This is a genomic window from Nocardioides sp. HB32 (assembly GCF_054058995.1).
Genome location: NZ_JBSSBS010000001.1, coordinates 3,194,863 through 3,216,353, shown reverse-complemented (window position 1 = coordinate 3,216,353; position 21,491 = coordinate 3,194,863). Strand labels below are relative to the sequence as shown.

The following is a 21,491-nucleotide window of genomic DNA, read 5'->3' as shown; positions in this document are numbered from 1 at the left end:
ACACGTTCTACAATCGGGCAAGCACCGCGCCCATTCCCGGGCAGACGAACGGAGACCACATGAAGCTCGGACTGCAGCTCGGCTACTGGGGTGCGCAGCCCCCGCAGGGCGTCGCGGACCTCGTCGCCGCGGCCGAGGACGCCGGCTTCGACGCGATCTTCTCCGCCGAGGCGTGGGGGAGCGATGCGTTCACGCCGCTCGCCTGGTGGGGCCGCGAGACGTCCCGGATCAAGCTCGGTACGTCGATCGTGCAGATGTCGGGCCGCGCGCCGACGTCGATCGCGATGCACGTGCTGACGCTCGACCACCTCTCGAACGGCCGCGTGATCCTCGGCATGGGCGTCAGCGGCCCGCAGGTGGTCGAGGGCTGGTACGGCCAGCCGTTCGGCAAGCCGCTGGCCCGCACCCGCGAGGTCGTCGACATCATCCGCAAGGTGCTGGCCCGCGAGGGCGCCGTCACCAACGACGGCCCGCACTACCCCCTCCCGTTCCGTGGCGATAACTCCGTGGGGCTCGGCAAGCCGCTCAAGCCGATCGTGCACCCGCTGCGGGCGGACGTGCCGATCTGGCTCGGCGCCGAGGGCCCGAAGAACGTCGCGCAGACCGCGGAGATCGCCGACGGCTGGATCCCGATCTTCTACACGCCGAGGTCCGCCGGCATGTACCAGCCGTGGCTCGACGAGGGCTTCGCGCGACCGGGCGCCCGCCGTACCCGCGCCGACTTCGAGATCGCCGCGACGTGCCACCTCCAGGTCGTCGACAGCGCGGAGGAGAAGGCCGCCGTCCTCGACGCGATGCGGCCGTTCGTCTCGCTCTACATGGGCGGCATGGGCGCCAAGGAGGCGAACTTCCACAACCAGGTCTTCGTGCGGATGGGCTACGAGGACCTGGCCGCCGAGGTCCAGAAGCTCTACCTCGGCGGCGAGAAGGACCGCGCCACCGCGTTGATCCCCGACGAGCTCGTCGACGACATGCACATCATCGGCACCGCCTCGGAGGTGCGAGAGCGGGTCGCGCAGTGGGAGGAGACCGGCGTGACCACGCTGCTGCTCAGCTGCCGGTCGGCCGACGAGGTCCGGTCGGTCGCCGAGCTGCTCGCCTGAGCCGGACGGTCCGGTGCTCAACTCCGGCGGGCGCGGCTCCACAGCCCGATCCACATCGCCTCGAAGGCTGCGTCGATCAGGTACGTCCAGCGGATCCGCCCCGCGGGGACGAACACGAGGTCGATGGCCAGGAGGGTCCCCGCCGTCCCGTAGCCGAGGGCGCGCGCGGTCGGCACCACACCCCCGCGCGCAGCGAGGACCTGGCTGAGTCCGTTCGTCACGAGCAGGCCCGAGACCGTGTACGCCAGCCACCGGTCCTCCTTGGGACCGAACACCGCCTCGAAGCTGCGCATGCTCACCAGCGGCCAAGCGCCGCCGATGACGGTGGACACCCCCTGGGCGTGCGCAAGTGCGACCGGATCGGCCAGCCGGTCCAGGGCTCGTGTGGCAAGGCGCGTCATGTGGGGGCGGTACCCGCTCCTCCGGTCGAACATCGCGGAGCTGGTCGGGCTCGGCGAGGTGGACCGGCCCCGGACCTGGACGCTCTCTGTACGTTGGGGTGATGACCCCGCCGCATGGGGAGCAGATCGAGTCCTGGGACCTGGTGATCGTGGGTGCCGGCCCGGCCGGGGCTGCCACCGCGCTCGGTGCCCTCGCCCGTGCGCCCGGGCTGCGCGTCCTCCTGCTCGACCGCGCGGACTTCCCACGCGACAAGTGCTGCGGTGACGGGATCGCACCCCACGTCCTGGACGTGCTCGCTTCGGTGGGTGTCCGGGACGCGACCGACGGCTGGACGCCCTTGCGCCGACTGGAGCTGTCCCGGGACCAGCACCGGGTCACCGGCCGCCTGGCCCGGCCCGTGTGGGTGATACCCAGCGAGGTCTTCGACGCCCGGCTGGTCGAGCGTGCGGTCGCGGCGGGCGCGGTGCTGCGGCGGCATCGTGTGTCCGCGGTGCGGCGGGTCGATGGCGGCATCGTGCTGGACGACCGGATCGGGGCGCGGATCCTCGTCGGGGCCGACGGGGCGCACTCGGTCGTGCGGTCCTCGCTCAGCTCGTTGAGCAGGGGCTGTCGGGCGCTGGCGATCCGGGGCTACTCGCCCACGCCCGAGACCAGGCGCGGGCGCCAGATCATCCGCTACGGGGATCGCCGCCAGCCGTCGTACGCCTGGGCGTTCGACCGAGGGGATGGACTGACCAACGTCGGGTACGGCGAGTTCGTGGACGAGCACCGATCTCCCGACGAGGGAGGACCGACCCGGGCGATCCTGCTCGAGCAGCTCGACCGGTTGCTTCCCGGCAGTGTCGCCGACGGTGACGCGTGGCGCGCGCACCACCTTCCGCTCTCGGGCTGGCGCTGGAGGCAGCCCGACGGTCCGGTCCTGCTCGCCGGCGACGCGGCCGGCCTGATCAACCCGATGACCGGGGAGGGCATCTACTACGCCGTGGCGACGGGGGTGCTGGCCGGCCGTGCCGCATCGCGGGCGTTGGACACCGGGAGCCCGTCGGCCGCGGGAGCCGCCCACCGCAGTGCCGTGCGCGGCCTCCTGGGCCGTCACCTCAAGCACACGTGGGTCGCTTCGCGGCTCACGAGGCTGCCGGTGGTGGTGGACGCAGGGATCAGGGCCGCCGGGCGCAGTCAGCACGTCTTCGACTCCCTCGTTGAGCTGGGGCTGGGCGATGGTCGCATCACTCCTCGCCTGACCGGCGGACTGGCGTCCGGACTGGTCAGCGGCCTCACCACCCGCCCGCCTCTGCCCCGGCGTCGGTAGGGAGCCGGAACATGGAGATCCTGTCGGTCCGCGGGGTCCTCCCCGAGCACACCTACCCCCAGGAAGTGATCACCGACGCCTTCGCCGCGGTGATCGCCCGGGGCGGACTCGACGAGCGCCTGCTGCGCCGCTTCCATGCCAACGCCGGTGTCCGCCAGCGCAGTCTCGTCCTGCCCCTGGAGACCTACGGCGAGCTCGACGGCTTCACCCAGGCCAACGACCTGTTCATCGCGAACGCCGTCGAGCTCGGCGCGCGTGCCGTCGTCGACGCCCTCAAGGCCGCGGACCTCACACCCACCGACGTCGACCTGATCGTGTCCGCGACGGTCACCGGCCTCGCCGTACCGTCCCTCGAGGCCAGGATCGCCTCCTTGATCGGGCTGCGAGCCGACGTCAAGCGCGTTCCACTGGTCGGGCTGGGGTGTGTGGCGGGCGCGGCAGCCATCGCGCGGCTGCACGACTACCTGCTCGGTCATCCCGACGAGGTCGCCGTGGCGGTGACGGTCGAGCTGTGCTCGCTGACCGTGCAGCGCGACGACATGTCGATGCCGAACCTGGTGGCGAGCGGGCTCTTCGGCGACGGGGCGGCGGCGGTCGTGGCCCAGGGCGGGACCGACCGGGGCGGAGCCGCGGAGGTGATCGACACCAGGAGCCGGCTCTACCCCGACTCCGAGCGCACGATGGGCTTCGACATCACCGGGACCGGGCTGCGGATCGTCCTCGACGCCCAGGTCCCCGCGGTGGTGAGCCACTACATCCGCGACGACGTCGACGGGTTCCTCACAGATCACGGCCTGGACCGAGCCGACATCGGGTGGTGGGTCTGCCATCCCGGCGGCCCCAAGGTGATCGAGGCGCTCCAGTCCGCACTCGAGCTGCCCAGGGACTCCGTCCGGCTCACCTGGGAGTCCCTCGCACGGGTCGGGAACCTGTCGTCGGCCTCCGTGCTGCACGTCCTCGAGGACACCCTGCGCGATCGTCCTCCCCAGCCGGGCTCCTACGGCGTGGTGCTGGCCATGGGCCCGGGCTTCTGCTCCGAGCTGGTGCTGGTCCGCGCGACGGGGCGCCGGGAGGCGGACTCGTGACCAGCCTGTGGGCGTTCACGGTCCTGGTCGGCCTGGTCGCCGTGGAGCGGCTGGTCGAGCTCCTCGTGTCGAAGCGCAACGCGACGTGGAGCTTTCGGCACGGAGGCCGGGAGTCGGGGCAGGGTCACTACCCGTTCATGGTGATCCTGCACTCCGGGTTCCTGGTGGCGATGGTGGTCGAGGCGTGGGTACGCCGTCCCGAGGTGGCGCCGCTGCTGGCCTGGTCCATGCTGGCCGTGGTCGTCGCTTCCCAGGCGCTGCGCTGGTGGTGCATCGCGACCCTGGGTCGACGCTGGAACACCCGAGTGATCGTCGTGCCGGGTCTGCCGCCCGTCACCTCGGGCCCCTACCGGTTCCTTCCGCACCCCAACTACGTCGCCGTGGTGGCGGAGGGCGCGGCGCTCCCGATGGTCCACGAGGCGTGGCTGACGGCCGCCGCGTTCACGCTGCTCAACGGCGCCTTGCTCACCGTCCGGATCCGCGTCGAGAACGTCGCGCTCCGGACACTGCCCGGCGGGCTCGTCGATGCGTGACCTGCTCGTTGCCGGCGGGGGTCCGGTCGGCCTGGCGGCCGCCATGTACGCCGTCCGCGCCGGTCTCGACGTGGCGGTCGTCGAGCCCCGAGGCGGCGTCATCGACAAGGCGTGCGGGGAGGGACTGATGCCGGGCGCGGTGGCGGCGCTCACCGCCCTGGGCGTGCCTCTCCACGGCCACCCGATCACGGGCATCCGCTACGTCGGCGGGGCTCGTCAGGCCGAGGCGACCTTCCGTCACGGCCCCGGCAGGGGGGTACGACGTACGACGCTCCACCGTGCGATCTCTGCTGCCGCCCTGGCGGCCGGCGTCACGACCGAGCGACGCGCGGTGTGCCAGGTCGAGGACCGTGGGGACCACCTCCTGGTCGACGGCGAGCCCACCCGACACCTGGTCGCTGCGGACGGCCTCCACTCGCCCGTGCGCCGGATGCTCGGGCTCGATGCACCCGTGGCGGGGCGTCGCCGGTACGGGCAGCGCTGCCACGTGTCCGTGCCGCCCTGGACCTCCCTGGTGGAGGTCCACTGGGCGGGCTCGGGAGAGGCCTACGTGACCCCCGTCGGTGAGGACCGGGTCGGCATCGCCGTGCTGAGCCACGAACGACGAGGACTGGCCGACCTGATCGGGGACTTCCCGGCGCTGGCCGCGCGCCTGACGGGGCAGACGATCGAACAGGTGCGCGGGGCAGGCCCCCTGAGGCAGCGCGCCCGCCGCCCGGCAGCTGGACGGGTCCTGCTGGTCGGCGACGCGTCCGGCTACGTCGACGCACTCACCGGGGAAGGGATCGCTCTCGGTCTCGCGCAGGCGCGTGCGGCCGTCCATGCGGTTCTCGTCGGACGGCCGCAGGCCTACGAGCTCGCCTGGCGCCGGCTCGGTTGGCGGCATGCCCTGCTCACCCAGGGACTGCTGATCGCGACCCGTCATCGCGCGATCCGGAGGAATCTCGTACCGGCGGCGGCCCGGATGCCTGGGGTGTTCGGCGTGGCGGTCAACCAGCTCGCGAGGCCGGCATGAGCGCCGGGGACAGCGAGGAGCTGGTCGTCCTTCTCGACGAGCACGGCCGGGCGATCGGAAGCACCCCCAAAGCCGGAGCACACCACGCGGACACGCCGTTGCACCTGGCGTTCTCCTGCTATCTCTTCGACCCAGGCGGTCGGCTGCTGATGACCCGACGCGCCCGCACCAAGCCCACCTGGCCGGGCGCCTGGAGCAACAGTGTCTGCGGGCATCCGGCACCGGGCGAGTCGATCGCCGACGCGGTACGACGCCGGGTGCGCGCCGAGGTCGGCGTCCGGACCGAGCGGGTGACGCTGATGCTCCCGGCCTTCCGCTACCGCGCCGTGATGCCCAACGGTGTCGTCGAGAACGAGATGTGCCCCGTCTTCATCTCCAGCACGACCGAGGCACCCGCCCCTGACCCCGCCGAGGTCGAGGACGCGACCTGGGTGGACTGGGCGGACTTCCGCGCGGCGATCCTCGACGGCAGTCGCGCGATCAGCCCGTGGTGCCGCGATCAGGTCGCGCTGCTCCCGGAGGACCCGTTGCGGGCGCCCGGTCAGCCGGAATCCTTGCTGCCCCCCGCAGCCCGGGGCTGACGTGCCTGCGCTGCTGCGTGCCGCCCACCCCGGACCGGGGTCGGCGGTGGTCGTGCTCGCACTGCTGCTGGCCGTCGGCGCCGACCTGTCCCTCGGCCGGACGGTGCTGGTCGGCCTGGCCGTGCTCGCCGGACAGCTCTCCGTCGGGTGGTGCAACGACCTGGTCGACCGGGACCGGGACCGGGTCGTCGCGCGCTCGGACAAGCCGCTGGCGACCGGGGCGGTCAGCGCTCGGGCGGTCCGGTTCGCCTGCGGGTCGGCGGTAGCCGCGCTGGTGCCGCTCTCCCTCGCCTGCGGCTGGGCCGCCGGCGTCGTCCACATCCTGGCGGTCGCCTCCGCCTGGGCCTACAACCTCTGGCTCAAGTCGACGGTCTGGTCCTGGCTTCCCTACGCATTCTCCTTCGGTGCCCTTGTGGTGTTCGTGAGCCTGGCCGGGGAGCCCAGCCGGTTGCCGCCGTGGTGGATGCCCGCTGCGGGCGCTCTGCTCGGGGTCGGTGCGCACCTGGTCAACGTGCTTCCGGACCTCGCAGAGGACGAGGCGACGGGGGTGCACGGCCTGCCGCACCGGATCGGTGCTCGGCGGCTGCCGGCGGTCGCGACGGCCGTCCTGGCCGCTGGCTCGCTGGTTGTAGCGATCGGCACCGGCCTCGCGAGGGTCGGCTCCGTCGCCGCCCTTGCGGCGGTCGCGGCGCTGGTCATCGTCGCCCTCACCGGTCGTGGACGAGCGCCGTTCCTGGCCGCCGTCGGCATCGCACTCGTCGACGTGGTGCTCCTGGCCTCGGGATGACCCGGCGTCACGTGTCGAGACGTCGCTGAAGACGGCGCCGGCCCCCCGGCGCCGCGCTCGCGTCCCACCCGGAGGTCCCTTCAGGAACGCGGAATCACCGTGAGTACGCGCTCGGTGTGCATGTGGAACTCCTGCATGAAGTCCGCGAGAAATGCCGCGGTCGACTCGTCGGTGACTTCTCCGTCGTCGGTGAAGAGTCCCGGACGGAAGTTGATGTAGGCCTCCGGAGCGGTCATCTGCCGGGCGTTGCAGAAGCTCAGCACCGCGCGCAGGCTCTGCTGGGCGAGGGCCGTCCCGATCTGGCCCGGGGACGCCCCGATCACCGCTGCGGGCATGTGGTCGAACGAGTTGCGTCCCCAGGGCCGGGAAGCCCAGTCGATGGCATTCTTCAGGGCGCCCGGGATGGATCGGTTGTACTCCGGGGTCACGAAGAGGACGGCGTCCGACGCGGCGAGCGCCTCCTTGAGCGCCACTGGCTCGGGCGGGTAGTCGGTGTCGAAGTCCGGACTGTAGAGCGGAAGATTGCCGATCGGGATCTCGGTGAGCTCGAGCTCCGAGGGCGCCAGGCGGATCAGAGCCTTGCTGAGGACCCTGTTGATGGAGCTGGACGACAGGCTGCCGACGAAGAACCCGACCTTGTGCGTACTCACACTGACCTCCCACAGGCAGAGCCCCGGAACCGGTCGCCGAGGCAGGCGGATGTTCCCCTTCCCGTACCCGCGGCCGCCGTGATTACCCACAGCGCCAGGGTCCGCTTCATCCGGCGAACGTTCCGGGCCGACGACCACCTTCCACTGGCGTGGAACTGGAACACGTTCTAGTCTCGGCGCATGACGTCGGACGACATGCGCCTCGGCACCCACAACGGTCACCTGATGGTCGCCGCCCTCAAGCGGCACCGCGACAAGCCCGTGATGTACCTGGGCGACACCACCATCACCGGCGGGCAGGCCGCGGAGCGGATGAGCCAGTACGTCCAGGCCTTCGAGGCCCTCGGCGCCGGCCGGGGTACGGCGGGGGCGCTGCTCGCCCTCAACCGCCCTGAGGTGCTCTTCATCCTCGGCGCCGGCCAGACGCAGGGCTACCGGCGCACCTCGTTGCACCCGCTCGGCTCGCTCGACGACCACGCCTACGTGATCAACGACGCGGAGATCACCAGCATCACGATCGATCCGGTGTCGATGTTCGTCGAGCGGGTGCTCGGCCTGCTCGAGAAGTGCCCGAAGCTCGAGAAGGTGCTGACCATCGGGCCGGTGCCCGAGGAGCTCGCCCACGTCGGCCAGGACCTCGTCGCGGCCGCGGCGTCCTTCGATCCTTGCCCCCTGGAGGCGCAGACCCTCGACCCCGAGCACATCGTGTCGATCACGTACACCGGCGGCACCACCGGCCGGCCCAAGGGCGTGATCGGCCTGTCCCGGCAGATGAACATGATGACCCAGATCCAGATGGCCGAGTGGGAGTGGCCGGAGTCGCCCCGGTTCCTCATGTGCACGCCCCTGTCGCACGCGGGCGCCGCGTTCTTCGTGCCGACGGTGCTCAAGGGTGGCTGCCTCTACGTGCTGCCCAAGTTCGACCCGGCCGAGGTGCTCAAGACCATCGAGGAGCAGCGGATCACCGCCACGATGCTGGTGCCGTCGATGCTCTACGCGCTCATGGACCACCCGGACAGCAGGACCCGGGACCTGTCCTCGCTGGAGACCGTCTACTACGGCGCGTCCGCGATCAACCCGGTCCGGCTCAAGGAGGCGATCGAGCGGTTCGGCCCGATCTTCGCCCAGTACTACGGCCAGTCCGAGGCGCCGATGGCGATCACCTACTTCGCCCGGGAGGACCACGTCGGCGGCGACGACCGCCGGCTCGCCTCCTGCGGGCGGCCGTCGGCGTTCGTCCGTACGGCGCTTCTCGACGAGGACGGCAAGCCGGTCCCGGTCGGGGAGCCGGGCGAGATCTGCGTGGCCGGGCCGCTGCTGGCCGGCGGCTACTGGAACCTGCCCGACGAGACCGCCGAGACGTTCCGCGACGGCTGGATGCACACCGGCGACGTCGCCCGCGAGGACGAGGACGGCTTCTGGTACATCGTCGACCGGACCAAGGACATGATCGTCACCGGCGGGTTCAACGTGTTCCCCCGGGAGGTCGAGGACGTCGTCGCCGAGCATCCGGCGGTCGCGCAGGTGGGCGTCATCGGCACGCCCCACGACAAGTTCGGCGAGGCGGTCACTGCGATCGTGGTGCTCCGGTCCGACGCCGCGCGCGACGAGGCGTCGATCGCCACGATGACCCAGGAGATCCAGCAGATGGTCAAGGAGCGGAAGGGCTCGGTCCAGGCCCCCAAGCAGGTGATCGTGGCGGACTCGCTGCCGCTCACCGGACTGGGGAAGCCGGACAAGAAGGCACTGCGGGCTCAGTTCTGGACGGGGGACCGGGCGGTCGGCTGAGCTCCCGCCGGCTGGCGAGGTGGCGGCGGCCGGCGGTGTCGGCCGCGAGCCCGCCGAGCAGCAGCAGGACGGCGACCACGCCGTCGAGCCACCAGTGGTTCGCCGTCGCGGACACGACGAGCGTCGTCACGATGACGTGGAGCAGGAAGAACCAGCGCCAGACGCTCGTGCTCGCCGCGATGATGCCGAACGACACGACCGCCGCCCAGCCGACGTGGATCGACGGCATCGCCGCGAACTGGTCGGACACGCCTCGCTGGACGTCCGCGCCGTACACGGAGATCCCGAAGTGGCGGCCGAGGTCCTCGTAGCCGAGGTCGGGGTAGAAGCGCGGCGGGGCGACCCGCACGAACCGGATCACCAGGCACCCGGCGGTGAGGAACACCAGCCCGTTGCGCCAGTGCGGGTACTGGTCCCGGTGCCGGAAGAACAGCCAGACCAGGAACGCGAGCAGCGCCGGCACGTGGACGGTCGCGTAGAACCAGGACGTCGCCGAGGCCAGCCAGTCGTGGCCCAGCACGAAGTGCTGCAGCGACAGCTCGCTCGGCAGGTGCAGCGCGTGCTCGATCCTCGCCACGTCGCGGCCGCGCGCCATCGCGCCCGTGGTCGTCGCCAGGGGGAGCATCCGGGCCAGCCGCCACACGGCGTACAGCGCCGCGATCAGCGCGAACTCCTGCGCGACCGGCGCGACGTGGGCGGTGATCCGGCTCGGGCGGAGCCGGACCGCCCACCAGATCGCCAGGCTGATGGCGGCAGCGATCGCTGCTTGGTCCCAGCTCGGCCACGGCACGCGGGGATTCTCTCAGGTGCGCGGTCGGAATCGCACGGGTACGACGCAGCGCGGGTCCTCGAGGCGGGCCGGCGCGGGCGGTCTAGCGGCCCTGGAAGCTCGGGGTGCGCTTCTCCGCGAAGGCGCGCGGGCCCTCCTTGGCGTCCTCGGAGGCGAAGACGGCCATGCCCACGCGGGCGTCGTCGGCCCAGCAGTCCGCCTCGTGCCTGCCCTCGGAGTCCCGGACCGTCTTGAGGATGGCCTGCACGGCGAGCGGGCCGTTGGCGCAGATGAGGTCGGCGATCTCGTGCGCCTTGGCGAGCGCCTCGCCGTCGGGGACGACGTGGCCGATCAGCCCGATCTCCTTGGCCTCGGCAGCCCGGACCAGCCGGCCGGTCAGGAGCAGGTCGAGCGCGACGGTGTACGGGATCTGCCGGGGGAGGCGGACCGCGGAGCCGCCCATCGGGTAGAGGCTCCACCTCGCCTCGGCGACCCCGAACCGGGCGGACTCGCCGGCGATCCGGATGTCGGTGCCCTGGAGGATCTCGGTGCCGCCGGCGACCGCCGGGCCCTCGACGGCGGCGATCAGGGGCTTGGTCAGCCGGAAGCCCTTGAGCAGGCCCTTGATCACCGAGGGGTCGAACCCGGCCTTGAAGCTCTCGTCCGGCGATCGCTCGGTGGCCGCCTTGAGGTCCATGCCGGCGCAGAAGTAGCCACCCGCTCCGGTGAGGATGCAGGCCCGGATCTCCCGGTCCGAGTTCACCCGGTCCCAGGCCTCCTCCATGATCGCCATCATCTCGCCGGAGAGCGCGTTGCGGGCCTCCGGCCGGTTCATCGTGACGACGAGCTTGTGGCCGTCCTGCTCGACGAGGCAGTGGGGGGCCGCCTCCGACTCGGGTGAGGTCATGCCGGCGATGCTAGCCAAAAACGAGAACGTGTTCTAGTCTCGCGGCGTGGCCCTGAACATCGCCGACCTCTTCGAACACGCCGTCGACGCCGCGCCCGACAACGCCGCCCTGAAGGTGGGCGACCGGGTCGTGTCCTACGCCGAGCTCGAGACCGACAGCAACCGGCTCGCCCACTACCTGCAGGCGCACGGAGTGCAGCCGGGGGACCACGTCGCGATCTATGCGAAGAACAGCATCGAGCACGTCGTCGCCATGCTCGCGATCGTCAAGATCCGCGCGGTCATGATCAACGTGAACTACCGCTACGTCGAGGGCGAGCTCAACTACCTCTTCGAGAACGCCGACGTCGTCGCCGTGGTCCACGAGCGCTCCTACGCCCCGCTCGTCGCGGCGTGCTGGGACAAGCACGAGAAGCTGCAGGTCGCCGTCGTCGTCGACGACGCGCTCGACCCCGACGACCGGTCGGACTACTCGTCGTACGGCGGCGTCCACTACCGCGACGCCCTCGCCGGCCAGAGTGCGGCGCGCGACTTCGGCGAGCGCAGCCCCGACGACATCCACATCATCTACACCGGCGGCACGACCGGCTTCCCCAAGGGCGTGATGTGGCGTCAGGAGGACTGGTGGCGTGTGCTCGGCGGGGGCATCGACTTCTACAGCGGCGAGCCGCAGGACGAGTACTCCCAGTCCCGCCAGGCGACCGACCCGCGGATGACCACGTTCCCGCTCAGCCCGCTGATGCACGGCGGCGCCCAGTCGGGCCTGCTCATGCACCTGTTCGCCGGCCACCTGACCGTCCTCGAGCCCAAGTTCGACCCGGTCCGCACCTGGGAGATCATCGAGCGCGAGAAGGTCCAGCTCATCTTCATGACCGGCGACGCGATGGCGCGCCCGCTGATCGAGGCCTACGAGGACAAGCTGAGCGCCGGGAGCGGCTACGACTGCTCGAACCTGGTCGCGATCTCCAGCAGCGCGGCGATCTTCAGCCCTCCGGTGAAGTCGCGCTGGATGGCGGCGTTCCCGAACTCGATCTTCACCGACTCCGTCGGCGCGACGGAGACCGGCTTCCAGGGCATGGGCCTGGGCGATCCCAACAACATCAGCCCGGACGGCCCGGTCGTCGGCATCGGTCCGGCCACGATCGTGCTCGACGAGGACAACCGCCTGCTCGACCCCGCGACCGACGTGGGCAAGGTGGGCCGCCTCGGTCGGGGCGGCTCGGTGCCGATCGGCTACTACAAGGACCCCGAGAAGTCCGCGGCGACGTTCCTCGAGATCGACGGGCAGCGTTACTCGGTGCCCGGTGACTTCGCCCGGATCGAGGAGGGCAACCGGGTCACGTTGCTCGGGCGCGGCTCGAACTGCGTGAACACCGGCGGGGAGAAGGTCTACCCCGAAGAGGTCGAGATGGCGATCAAGAACCACCCGGCCGTGTACGACGTTCTCGTGGTCGGGGTGCCGGACGAGAAGTACGGCCAGGCGGTCGCCGCCGTGGTCGAGCTGCGCGACGGCGAGTCACTGGAGCTGGAGGACCTGCGCTCGTTCCTGCGCGAGTACCTCTCCGGCTACAAGCTCCCGCGGGCGCTGACGCTGGTGGACGAGATCCCGCGCAACGCCGCCGGCAAGGCGCAGTACCCACGCGCGAAGGAGCTGGCCGTCGCCGGCTTCGCCGCCAAGCACCCGACGACGGTGGTGTGAGCGATGCGCACCCCGCTGTGTGACGAGTTCGGGATCGAGTACCCGATCTTCGCGTTCACCCCGTCCGAGCACGTCGCGGCGGCCGTGTCCCGCGCGGGCGGCCTCGGCGTACTGGGCTGCGTGCGGTTCAACGACACCGACGAGCTCGAGCAGACGCTGAGCTGGCTGGACGACAACACCGACGGAAAGCCGTACGGCGTCGACATCGTGATGCCGATGAAGATCCCCACCGAGGGGAAGTCGGTCGACCTGAAGGCGATGATCCCGCAGGACCACATCGACTTCGTCGACCGGACGCTGCAGAAGCTCGGCGTACCCCCGCTGCCGGAGGGCGAGGGTCGCGAGGGCGTCCTGGGCTGGCTGCACTCGGTCGCGCGCTCCCACCTCGACGTCGCGCTCAACCACCGGCCGGTGCTGATCGCGAACGCGCTGGGCTCGCCGCCGGTCGACGTGATCGAGAAGTGCCACGAGCACGGCCTCAAGGTCGCCGCGCTGGCCGGCGCTGCCAAGCACGCGCTGTCGCACGTGCAGAACGGCGTCGACATCATCGTCGCCCAGGGCTACGAGGCCGGCGGCCACACCGGTGAGATCGCGAGCATGGTGCTCCAGCCCGACATCGTGGACGCCGTCGGTCCCGACGTGCCCGTCCTCGGCGCGGGCGGCATCGGCTCCGGCCGGCAGATCGCGGCCTCGCTAGCGCTCGGATCGCAGGGCGTGTGGACCGGCTCGATCTGGCTCGGCACCGAGGAGTACCAGAACCTGCAGTCGAACTCCGGCTGGACCGAGGCGTTCACGCGGGCGACCTCCTCCGACACGGTGCGCACCCGGATCTACACCGGCAAGCCGGCCCGGCTGCTGAAGACGAAGTGGACCGAGGCCTGGGCCGAGGAGGGCGCGCCGCAGCCGCTCCCGATGCCGCTGCAGAACCTGCTCGTCTCCGACGCGCACAACCGGATCAACGCCTCCGGCGACCCGGACGTCATCTCGATGCCGATCGGCCAGATCGTCGGCCGGATGAACGAGGTGCGCCCGGTCGCGGACGTGGTCGCGTCGCTGGTGGCGGAGTTCGAGGAGGCCGTCGGTCGCCTCAACAAGGTGGTCTGACGCACGTCGCCGTACCTCTAGGCATCCGCAAGATGCCGGCGTGCGTGCCGCCGTTCCTCGCGCGCTGTGCCAGCATGGGGAACAGGGGAGGAACACGCTTCACCTGCATCACGAGGGTCTGGGGGGACTTCGATGCGAGACATCCTGCACGCCTTCGCGGCGGCGGCGGTGATCGCCGTTGCGGCGCTCTGCACCATGGTGCAGCTCAGTGACGCCAACCACGCGTTCGACCACCTGGGTCACGACGAGCAGTCGGTGATCCAGCAGGTCAGCAGCGACACCGGCCACCGCGCCAGGTGAGTTGCAGGTCCGACGTACGGTCGGGCCCATGACCGCTGCTCCGACCGTCGCCCTGCTCGGCACCGGAACGATGGGCGCCGGCATGGCGCGCAACCTCGCGGCCGCCGGGCTTCCCCTCCGGGTCTGGAACCGCACCTCCTCGAGGGCCGAGCCCCTCGCGGACCTGGCGTCCGTCGCGTCCTCGGTGCGCGACGCGGTCTCCGGTGCCGACGTGGTCGTCACGATGCTGTTCGACGAGGAGTCGACGGCCGAGACCATGGCGTCGGCGAAGCAGTCGCTCGCACCCGGCGCCGTCTGGGTGCAGAGCGCGACCGTCGGCGTCCAGGGCGCGGCCCGGCTCGCCGCGCTCGCGGACGAGCTCGGCGTCCGGTACGTCGACGCGCCCGTGCTGGGGACCAGGCAGCCGGCCGAGGCGGGCGCGCTCGTCGTCCTCGCCTCCGGACCGCCCGACGTGCGCGACGCCGTGGCGCCCGTGTTCGACGCGATCGGCAACCGCACGCTCTGGGTCTCGGAGAACGCCGGGGACGGCTCGCGGCTGAAGCTGGTGGCCAACGCCTGGGTCTTCACCGTCGTCGAGGGAGTGGCGGAGTCGCTCGCGCTGGCCCGCGACCTCGGCCTCGACCCCGCGCTGTTCCTCTCCGCGGTCGAGGGCGGCGCCACGGACTCGCCGTACGTGCAGAGCAAGGGCCGGGCGATGCTCGAGGGCGCCTTCGACCCGGCGTTCGCGCTGTCCGGCGCGCTGAAGGACACCGGGCTGGTGCTCGAGGCGGCGTCGGCGGCCGGCACGTCGCTGGGACTGATGCCGGGGATCCGCGAGCACTTCCAGCGCGCGGTCGACGCCGGCCACGGCAACCTCGACATGTCGGCGACGTACGCCGAGCACTGACCAGCGCCGAGTCGGCGCAGTCTCAGCTGAGACTGCGCCGACTCGGCGTCGCAAGGGCTGAGATGGCGCCGACTCGGCATCGACAGGACTGAGACTGCGCCGACTCGGCGGTGGGTCAGCGGAGGTCGGGGTGCGCGCGGCCGGCGATCAGGGGCAGGTCGAGGTAGGTCTTGATGCCCGGGTCGGCCGCCACGACGTACGGGATCGAGTTCACGCAGTGCACGGCGGTGGCCACCACGCCCGGGTTGCGCGCCAGGCCCTGCTCGACGGTCTCGGGCTGCCAACCCTTGATCACCACGAAGCAGTCCGGGTCGCCCTTCACCTCGACCTCGAACCGCTCGCCCTGGGGGCCGAAGCTCCACGGTGGGTCCAGGTGCTGCTCGCCCATCAGCCAGTTCACCGCGATCCGCACCACGCAGGTCTCGCCGACGAACGCCTCCCAGACGAACCGCTGGCCGGCGACGTGCCCGGGCTCGATCACGCCGATCGGCGTCTCGATCGGCTGCGTGGCGACGGCGACCTGCTGGGAGGTGCGGATGCGCGGGTCCGCCGCGAAGCCGAGCGCGTCGACGCACATCCGCGCGGACTGGATGAAGCCACCCGACAGCAGCCCCAGCATGGGGCCGCCCATCGCCTCGTCCGGCTTGCCGCCGAACATCATGATGTGGCGGACGACGTCCGGCGCGTTGTAGGTGCGGATGTCGCTGAACTCCTCGCCGCGCACGAACGTCACGGCGGAGGACAGCGCGGAGAACATCAGCGGGTGCAGCTCGGTGATGCCGCCCGGGTTGATGCCGGTCCCGTGCAGCGTCGTCCCGCCGTCCGCGCAGGCGGCCGCGAGGGGCGCGCCGTCCTTCTCGGTCGGGTAGAACCAGCCCACCGGCGTCACGACGTTCTTGCCGGAGCGCAGCAGGGCGGCGACCTCGCCGCGGTCGGGGACCAGCGGCGCGTAGACGACCGCGTCCGCGTCCATGGCGAGCACGTCGGCCATGCTGCTGGTCGCGAGTACGCCGAGGGGTCGCGTGCCGATGATCTCGCCGACGTCGACCCCGTGCTTGCTCTCGGAGTGGACCCAGCAGCCGACCAGCTCGAGGTCGGGGTGCAGCAGGATGCTCTCGATCGCGGCCCTGCCGACGCCGCCGGTGGCCCACTGGATGACGCGCACGCCGCCACCCTCTCAACGAGAACGTGTTCTCGTCCAGCGGTGCGTCAGAGCGAGGTCATGACGCCGACGGACTCGGGGGAGAAGCCAGGGAACACCGCGGCCGTCGAGGCGCCGAACCGGTACCGCACCACCTCGGAGAGCACGCTGCGGTAGTCCGTGGTGACCATGACGTCGGAGTCGAGGTCGTTCGTGAGGCCCTGCCACCGGCCGTAGTACGTCCCGCCGCGGACGCCCGCACCGGCCAGGAGCATCACGTTGCCGTAGCCGTGGTCGAGCCCCTGGCTGGCGTTCTCGACGGTCCGCCGGCCGAACTCGCTGATCGTCAGCAGCGTCACCTTCGGCGCCTGGTCGCCGAGGTCGCCGAGGAACGCGGCGACCGAGGTGGCGAGGTCCCGGGCGTTGTCGTTCAGCCAGCCGCCGTCGGCGGTGCCCAGGTCGGCGTGCATGTCCCAGTTGCCCTGGTCCACCGTGATCACCTCGACGCCGACGTTGCCGCGGATCACCCGCGCCACCTCCGAGAGGGCACGGCCCAGGTCGGTCCGGGGGTAGCTCGCCCGGTTGTCCGCGGTCTCGCGGGCCGGCGCGAAGTCGTCGAGCGCGCCGAACATCGACCGCATCGCCGTGCCCAGGGGAGTGCGGTCGCCGTCCCACAGCGTGTGCAGCGACGCGCGCCGCCCCTTGGTGGTGTCCCACTTGTCGTCGCCGGGGATCTGGACGTCGTCGACGGTGCCGGCCGACATCACCGGCTGGACCCCGTAGAGCGACGTCGGCACGACACCGCCCGCCGCGTTGAACCCCTGGAGCGGTGAGGTCGAGGCGTCGGTGCCGACGAGCCGGTTCAGCCAACCACTGCGGATCGTCGAGCCCGGGTCGGCGTCCTCGACCTCCTCCATCGCGGAGAAGTGCGAGCGGTTCGGCGCGGGCAGCCCGGTCGCGTGCACGGCCGCCAGGCGGCCGGCGTCCCAGAGCGGCACCAGCGGCGCGAGCTCGGGGTGCAGCCCGAACAGGCCGTCCTTCGCCAGCAGCCGGTCCGACGGTACGGCGATGCTCGGGCGGGCGTCGTAGTACACGGGGTCGCCGTGCGGCACGACGAGCGACAGCCCGTCGGCGGCACCGCGCAGCGACAGCACCACGAGCACCGACGCCGCCGGCGTCAGCGCGGCGGCGGAGGTCGTGATCGCGGCCGAGCCGACGATCGTGGTCGCACCGACGAGCGCGACCGTGCCGCCCAGGAACGAGCGGCGGGAGAGGCGGGCGAGCTCGTCGCAGCAGAAGGTGTCGGTCATGGCGGTCACCGGGTCAGGAAGGCGGGGGAGTCGAGGAAGGTCGTGAGCAGGCGGTACCAGTTCCACTTCACCAGGCCGTGGTCCTTCGTGATCCGCTCGCGCGGCTGGACGTCGACCGCCTCGCAGCACGCCTGGAGCAGCTGAGCGGTCGAACGGCGGTGCAGGATCCGTTGGGAGAGCGCGTCGACGAGCACGTCGAAGCGGATCGGGTAGCGCGGCACCCACCAGGCGGTCGAGTGGTACGTCGCGCCCTTGTCCGGCCACCACGTCCCGGCCATGTCGATGTGGACGCTCATCGTGGCGAGCATCCGCGACGGCGACGACCAAGCGTCGTTGTCGATCGGCTGGCCGTCGGGCCGCGGCCAGTCGAAGGGCTTCGTCCCGATCGAGTCCGCCTGCCAGACGATCTGGTTGGCGGCGTACGACTCGCCGGCGTCCCCGGCCGGCGGCCGATCGAGGCGCACGTCGAGGGCGCGGTACGTCGCCACGACGTCCTCGCCGGGGTCGCGGACCTTGGCGCCCACCGACCGGGCGAACTCGCTCGACCGCACCAGCGCGCGGAGCACCGGCCGGATCTCGGTGTCGTTGTCCAGGTACACGGCCGCGAGCCGGGCGACCAGCGCGTCGGACGGGTCGTCGCTCACGAACTTGACCGCGAGCTTGCGCGCCACGCGCCGCGCGGTCGCCTCGTGGTGGGCGAGGTAGGTGAGGTAGGCCCTCGTCACCGGGCGCCCGTCGGCGTCGGCGTTCGGGTCCGCGAAGCCCATGACCTGCACCGGGCCGGTGTCGTGCCACTTCTGCCGGTAGACGGGGTCGAAGGTGTCCCACATGTCCGCGCTCCACCCGGTGAGGATCCGGGCCGAGCCCTTGACGTCGTCCTCGTCGTACTCGCCGCGACCGACGGTGTGCAGCTCGAGCAGCTCGCGGCCGAGGTTCTCGTTCGGGTGTGCAGCGCTGGAGCTGACGTTGTCCAGGTTGATCAGCATCGCCGGATGGGTGACCACCGCGTGCAGGAGGTCGTCGAACCGGCCGAGCGCCCCGGCGCGGATCGTGTCGCCGTACTGCCTGCGCCAGAACCACGCGTTGTCGTTGTAGACCGGCACGTTGAAGTGGTTCTCCCACAGCTCGGTCACGGCCTCGAGGACCTGCCGCCTCGACCGGATGCGACGCAGCAGCACCCAGCGCTGGTAGTCCTCCATGACCTCCCAGCCGCCCTCGACACCGTCGCGCTGGCGGTGCCAGATGTCCGTGGCGCTGCGCGAGAGCGACGGCCACCACGAGCGGAGCTCGTCGGCCCGGCCGTCGTCGACAGCGCCGGGGTCCAGCTGGTCGTCGAACCACCGCAGCGCCCCGCCGGCGGCGCCGACCTGGCGCGCGAGCGTCGGCGTGAGGCCGTATGAGAAGCGGCCGACGAGGTGCCGGGCGGCGGCCGGCAGCAGCTTCTGCCCGCGGTAGTGCGCCGGCGTGTACGTCGTCATGGAGGCTCCCGAGTCTCTCCCGGTGGCGGGGAGTGGGAGAAAGCGTAGGGCCCGCGGGGCGGCGGCGGGCGATGTTCGACCCGGTAGAGTGGCGGCTCGACCGCCCCCACACCGTGAGGACACGACCCCCAGCCCATGGACGGCTCCCAAAGTCCCCGGCTCTCCCCGCCGGCTGATCGCGGAGGAGAGCCCCGATGACGGACTGGCTGCTGCTGCTCGCGGCACTGCTCCTGATCGCCGCCTGCGGTGTGTTCGTCGCGGCGGAGTTCTCGTTCGTCACCGTCGACCGGAGCAGCGTCGCGCAGGCCGCCGCGGCGGGTGACAGCGGTGCCCGCGGGCTCCAGCAGGCGCTCCGCTCGCTCTCGACCCAGCTGTCCGGCGCGCAGGTCGGCATCACGATCACCAACCTCGCGATCGGCTACCTGGCCGAGCCGACGATCTCCGGCCTGATCGACGACCCCCTCGAGGCGGCCGGCGTGCCCGCCGGTGCGGTCACGCCCCTGGCAGTCGGCATCGGTCTCACCGTCGGCACCGTGCTCACGATGATCTTCGGTGAGCTGGTGCCCAAGAACCTCGCCCTCGCGAAGCCGATGCAGGTCGCGCGGGCGACCCAGCGCTTCCAGCGCGGCTTCACCGCTTCGGTGCGGCTGCCGATCAAGGTGCTCAACGGCTCGGCCAACGCTTTCGTGCGGCGGGTCGGGGTCGAGCCGCAGGAGGAGCTCCGCTCGGCCCGCAGCTCGACCGAGCTGGCCTCCCTGATCCAGCGGTCCGCCGACCTCGGCACCCTGGACGTCGAGACCGCCGAGCTGATGGAGCGGTCCGTGGAGTTCGGCACCCGCACCGCGGGGGAGATCATGACGCCGCGGGTCCGCACGGTCAGCCTGGAGGCGAACGACCGCGCCAGCGCGGTCATCGAGCTCACCCGCGAGACCGGCCACTCGCGCTTCCCGGTGCTCGACGCCGACGAGAACGTCGTCGGCACGGTGCACGTCAAGAACGCGGTCGCGCTGCCGGTCGGCGAGCGGGCCACCACCAGGGTCAAGCACCTGGTGGCCAAGCCGATCGTCGTCCCCGACTCCCTGCGGCTGGACCCGCTGCTCGCCCAGCTGCGCGACGAGAGCTTCCAGCTCGCGGTCGTGATGGACGAGTACGGCGGGTTCGCGGGCATCGTCACCCTCGAGGACGTCGTCGAGGAGATCGTCGGCGACATCTCCGACGAGCACGACCGGCTGAACGCGAGCTCGCGCCAGCACCGCGACGGTTCGTGGTCGCTCTCCGGGCTGCTGCGTCCCGACGAGGTCGAGGACCTCACCGAGATCGAGCTGCCCGACCACGAGGACTACGACACCATCGCGGGGCTGGTCCTGCAGGTGCTGGGCCGGGTGCCCGAGGTCGGTGACATCGCCGAGGTGCCGGTGCCCGACCGGTCCGACCCCGACGAGCCGACCCAGCGGCTGGCCGTCCTCGCCGTCGAGCGGATGGACGGGCTGCGCATCGACCGGCTCCGGCTGCGGCTGCTGGACACCCCGACCGAGGACGGCGAGGGCCGATGAACAGCGGGACCGCCATCGTCGTCGCCATCCTGCTGCTGCTGGGCAACGCGTTCTTCGTCGGCGCGGAGTTCGCGCTGGTGTCGGCGCGGCGTACCCAGCTCGAGCCACGGGCCGAGGCCGGGTCGCGGATGGCGCGGACCACGATCAAGGCGATGGAGAACATCTCCCTGGTCATCGGCGTGAACCAGCTCGGCATCACCGTCTGCTCGCTGGTGCTCGGCGCGGTGGGCGAGCCCGCGGTCGCGCACCTGGTCGAGCCCGTGCTGCACGCGCTGCACCTGCCCGAGGGCGCCCTGCACCCGGTGTCGTTCGTGGTCGCGCTCGCGGTCGTCGTCTACCTGCACGTGGTGATGGGGGAGATGATCCCCAAGAACCTCGCGCTCGCCGCCCCGGACCGGGCGGCGCTGGCGCTCGGCCCGCCGATCTGGGGCATCGTCACGGTCCTCCGGCCGATCGTCGTGGTGATCAACTGGGTCGCGGGCGGCGTGCTGCGGCTGCTCGGCGCCCGGCTCACCGACGAGGTCAGCTCGACGTACACCCGCGAGGAGGTCGCCGCCCTGGTCGAGGAGTCCCGGGGCGAGGGCCTGCTCGCGGCCGACGAGTACGACCGGCTCGCGGGCGCACTCGGCTTCACCGAGAAGACCGTGTCGGCGGTGCTGATGCCGCCCGAGACGCTGACGACGGTGCCCCGCGGGATCACCCCGGCGGAGGTCGAGGCGCTGTGCGCGGCCACCGGCTACAGCCGGTTCCCGGTGACGGAGGACGGCGAGGTCCTCGGCTACCTGCACATCAAGGACGCGCTGGAGACCGACGAGGTGCGTCGGGAGCGGCCGATCGACGACAAGTGGATCCGGCCGTTCGCCCCGATGGCGGCGGACGAGGCGCTGCACGGCGCACTCGAGACGCTGCAGCGCCGCGGCGCGCACATGGCGCGGGTCGTCGACAGCGAGGGCCGGACCCTCGGGCTGGCCACCCTCGAGGACGTGATCGAGGAGCTCGTCGGGGAGATCCGCGACGCGGCGCACCACGAGGACGCCATCTGAGCCCTCCGCCGTTAAGGTTGCGACGGCAGGGGACCAGGGAGAACAGAC

Annotated in this window: 21 protein-coding genes; 14 read left to right on the top strand and 7 right to left on the bottom strand. The window is 71.6% G+C overall.

All coding sequences use genetic code 11. The annotated features are described in order from the left end of the window. Positions 1-59 precede the first annotated feature (59 nt). Positions 60-1,103, top strand: a complete 1,044-nt coding sequence (locus ACVW2K_RS16255) for an LLM class F420-dependent oxidoreductase (RefSeq protein ID WP_028638199.1) — start codon at positions 60-62, stop codon at positions 1,101-1,103. 17 nt (positions 1,104-1,120) lie between these two features. On the opposite strand, the gene ACVW2K_RS16250 is transcribed toward ACVW2K_RS16255, so the two are convergent. Beyond that, a complete protein-coding gene (locus ACVW2K_RS16250) occupies positions 1,121-1,504 on the bottom strand; it encodes a hypothetical protein (RefSeq protein WP_051549368.1) in 384 nt (127 codons plus the stop codon). A 101-nt stretch (positions 1,505-1,605) separates the two neighbouring features. Between ACVW2K_RS16250 and ACVW2K_RS16245 the strand changes: the two genes are divergently transcribed. The 6 genes from ACVW2K_RS16245 to ACVW2K_RS16220 are packed head-to-tail and all read left to right on the top strand — an operon-like array spanning position 1,606 to position 6,815. Continuing rightward, positions 1,606-2,814 (top strand): NAD(P)/FAD-dependent oxidoreductase, encoded by a 1,209-nt coding sequence (locus ACVW2K_RS16245; RefSeq protein WP_457203213.1) that lies wholly within the window; start codon positions 1,606-1,608, stop codon positions 2,812-2,814. 11 nt (positions 2,815-2,825) lie between these two features. Next, a complete protein-coding gene (locus tag ACVW2K_RS16240) occupies positions 2,826-3,899 on the top strand; it encodes a type III polyketide synthase (protein WP_457203212.1) in 1,074 nt (357 codons plus the stop codon). Continuing rightward, positions 3,896-4,432, top strand: a complete 537-nt coding sequence (locus tag ACVW2K_RS16235; protein ID WP_457203211.1) for an isoprenylcysteine carboxyl methyltransferase family protein — start codon at positions 3,896-3,898, stop codon at positions 4,430-4,432. Before ACVW2K_RS16240 ends, ACVW2K_RS16235 begins: the two co-directional genes overlap by 4 nt. Continuing rightward, complete coding sequence (locus ACVW2K_RS16230; RefSeq protein ID WP_457203210.1) at positions 4,425-5,447, top strand: NAD(P)/FAD-dependent oxidoreductase; 1,023 nt, start codon at positions 4,425-4,427, stop codon at positions 5,445-5,447. Before ACVW2K_RS16235 ends, ACVW2K_RS16230 begins: the two co-directional genes overlap by 8 nt. Beyond that, complete coding sequence (idi, locus tag ACVW2K_RS16225) at positions 5,444-6,028, top strand: isopentenyl-diphosphate Delta-isomerase (protein ID WP_028638204.1); 585 nt, start codon at positions 5,444-5,446, stop codon at positions 6,026-6,028. The genes ACVW2K_RS16230 and idi overlap by 4 nt, the downstream gene beginning before the upstream one ends. 1 nt (position 6,029) lies before the next feature. After that, positions 6,030-6,815: a UbiA family prenyltransferase gene (locus ACVW2K_RS16220; protein WP_036570797.1), complete on the top strand. Its 786-nt coding sequence runs from the start codon at positions 6,030-6,032 to the stop codon at positions 6,813-6,815. Between the two features lie 80 nt (positions 6,816-6,895). Here the strand turns inward: ACVW2K_RS16220 and ACVW2K_RS16215 are convergent, their stop codons facing one another. Further along, a complete protein-coding gene (locus ACVW2K_RS16215; protein ID WP_028638206.1) occupies positions 6,896-7,465 on the bottom strand; it encodes an NADPH-dependent FMN reductase in 570 nt (189 codons plus the stop codon). 180 nt (positions 7,466-7,645) lie between these two features. Here ACVW2K_RS16215 and fadD8 point away from each other — a divergent pair, with 180 nt between their 5' ends. Continuing rightward, positions 7,646-9,253: a fatty-acid--CoA ligase FadD8 gene (gene fadD8 / locus ACVW2K_RS16210; RefSeq protein ID WP_457203209.1), complete on the top strand. Its 1,608-nt coding sequence runs from the start codon at positions 7,646-7,648 to the stop codon at positions 9,251-9,253. Here the strand turns inward: fadD8 and ACVW2K_RS16205 are convergent. Next, positions 9,180-10,043, bottom strand: coding sequence for a phosphatase PAP2 family protein (locus tag ACVW2K_RS16205; RefSeq protein ID WP_081790530.1), 864 nt, complete (start codon positions 10,041-10,043; stop codon positions 9,180-9,182). The genes fadD8 and ACVW2K_RS16205 overlap by 74 nt on opposite strands. Before the next feature lie 82 nt (positions 10,044-10,125). Beyond that, positions 10,126-10,929 (bottom strand): crotonase/enoyl-CoA hydratase family protein, encoded by an 804-nt coding sequence (locus tag ACVW2K_RS16200; RefSeq protein ID WP_457203208.1) that lies wholly within the window; start codon positions 10,927-10,929, stop codon positions 10,126-10,128. 46 nt (positions 10,930-10,975) lie between these two features. On the opposite strand from ACVW2K_RS16200, the gene ACVW2K_RS16195 reads away from it, so the two are divergent. The 4 genes from ACVW2K_RS16195 (at position 10,976) to ACVW2K_RS16180 (ending at position 14,918) form a co-directional block, all read left to right on the top strand. Continuing rightward, complete coding sequence (locus tag ACVW2K_RS16195; protein WP_028638209.1) at positions 10,976-12,628, top strand: acyl-CoA synthetase; 1,653 nt, start codon at positions 10,976-10,978, stop codon at positions 12,626-12,628. 3 nt (positions 12,629-12,631) lie between these two features. After that, positions 12,632-13,732, top strand: a complete 1,101-nt coding sequence (locus ACVW2K_RS16190; protein WP_028638210.1) for an NAD(P)H-dependent flavin oxidoreductase — start codon at positions 12,632-12,634, stop codon at positions 13,730-13,732. A gap of 132 nt (positions 13,733-13,864) precedes the next feature. Further along, entirely contained in the window at positions 13,865-14,032 is a 168-nt protein-coding gene (locus ACVW2K_RS16185; RefSeq protein WP_155992168.1) for a hypothetical protein, read from the top strand. Between the two features lie 28 nt (positions 14,033-14,060). Continuing rightward, on the top strand, positions 14,061-14,918 hold the full coding sequence (locus ACVW2K_RS16180; RefSeq protein ID WP_457203207.1) for an NAD(P)-dependent oxidoreductase: 858 nt from the start codon (positions 14,061-14,063) through the stop codon (positions 14,916-14,918). Positions 14,919-15,033: 115 nt separating this feature from the next. Here ACVW2K_RS16180 and ACVW2K_RS16175 read toward each other — a convergent pair whose 3' ends face one another. The 3 genes from ACVW2K_RS16175 to ACVW2K_RS16165 are packed head-to-tail and all read right to left on the bottom strand — an operon-like array spanning position 15,034 to position 18,847. Then, positions 15,034-16,083 (bottom strand): NAD(P)H-dependent amine dehydrogenase family protein, encoded by a 1,050-nt coding sequence (locus ACVW2K_RS16175; protein ID WP_457203206.1) that lies wholly within the window; start codon positions 16,081-16,083, stop codon positions 15,034-15,036. Positions 16,084-16,127: 44 nt separating this feature from the next. Beyond that, positions 16,128-17,369: a DUF1501 domain-containing protein gene (locus tag ACVW2K_RS16170; RefSeq protein WP_457204082.1), complete on the bottom strand. Its 1,242-nt coding sequence runs from the start codon at positions 17,367-17,369 to the stop codon at positions 16,128-16,130. A gap of 5 nt (positions 17,370-17,374) precedes the next feature. Beyond that, complete coding sequence (locus ACVW2K_RS16165) at positions 17,375-18,847, bottom strand: DUF1800 domain-containing protein (RefSeq protein ID WP_457203205.1); 1,473 nt, start codon at positions 18,845-18,847, stop codon at positions 17,375-17,377. 194 nt (positions 18,848-19,041) lie between these two features. Between ACVW2K_RS16165 and ACVW2K_RS16160 the strand changes: the two genes are divergently transcribed. Both ACVW2K_RS16160 and ACVW2K_RS16155 read left to right on the top strand, forming a co-directional pair. After that, positions 19,042-20,400 carry a hemolysin family protein gene (locus ACVW2K_RS16160; protein ID WP_457203204.1) on the top strand — a complete coding sequence of 453 codons (1,359 nt, stop codon included), beginning with the start codon at positions 19,042-19,044 and terminating at the stop codon, positions 20,398-20,400. Beyond that, complete coding sequence (locus tag ACVW2K_RS16155; RefSeq protein WP_457203203.1) at positions 20,397-21,443, top strand: hemolysin family protein; 1,047 nt, start codon at positions 20,397-20,399, stop codon at positions 21,441-21,443. The genes ACVW2K_RS16160 and ACVW2K_RS16155 overlap by 4 nt, the downstream gene beginning before the upstream one ends. Positions 21,444-21,491: the final 48 nt, after the last annotated feature.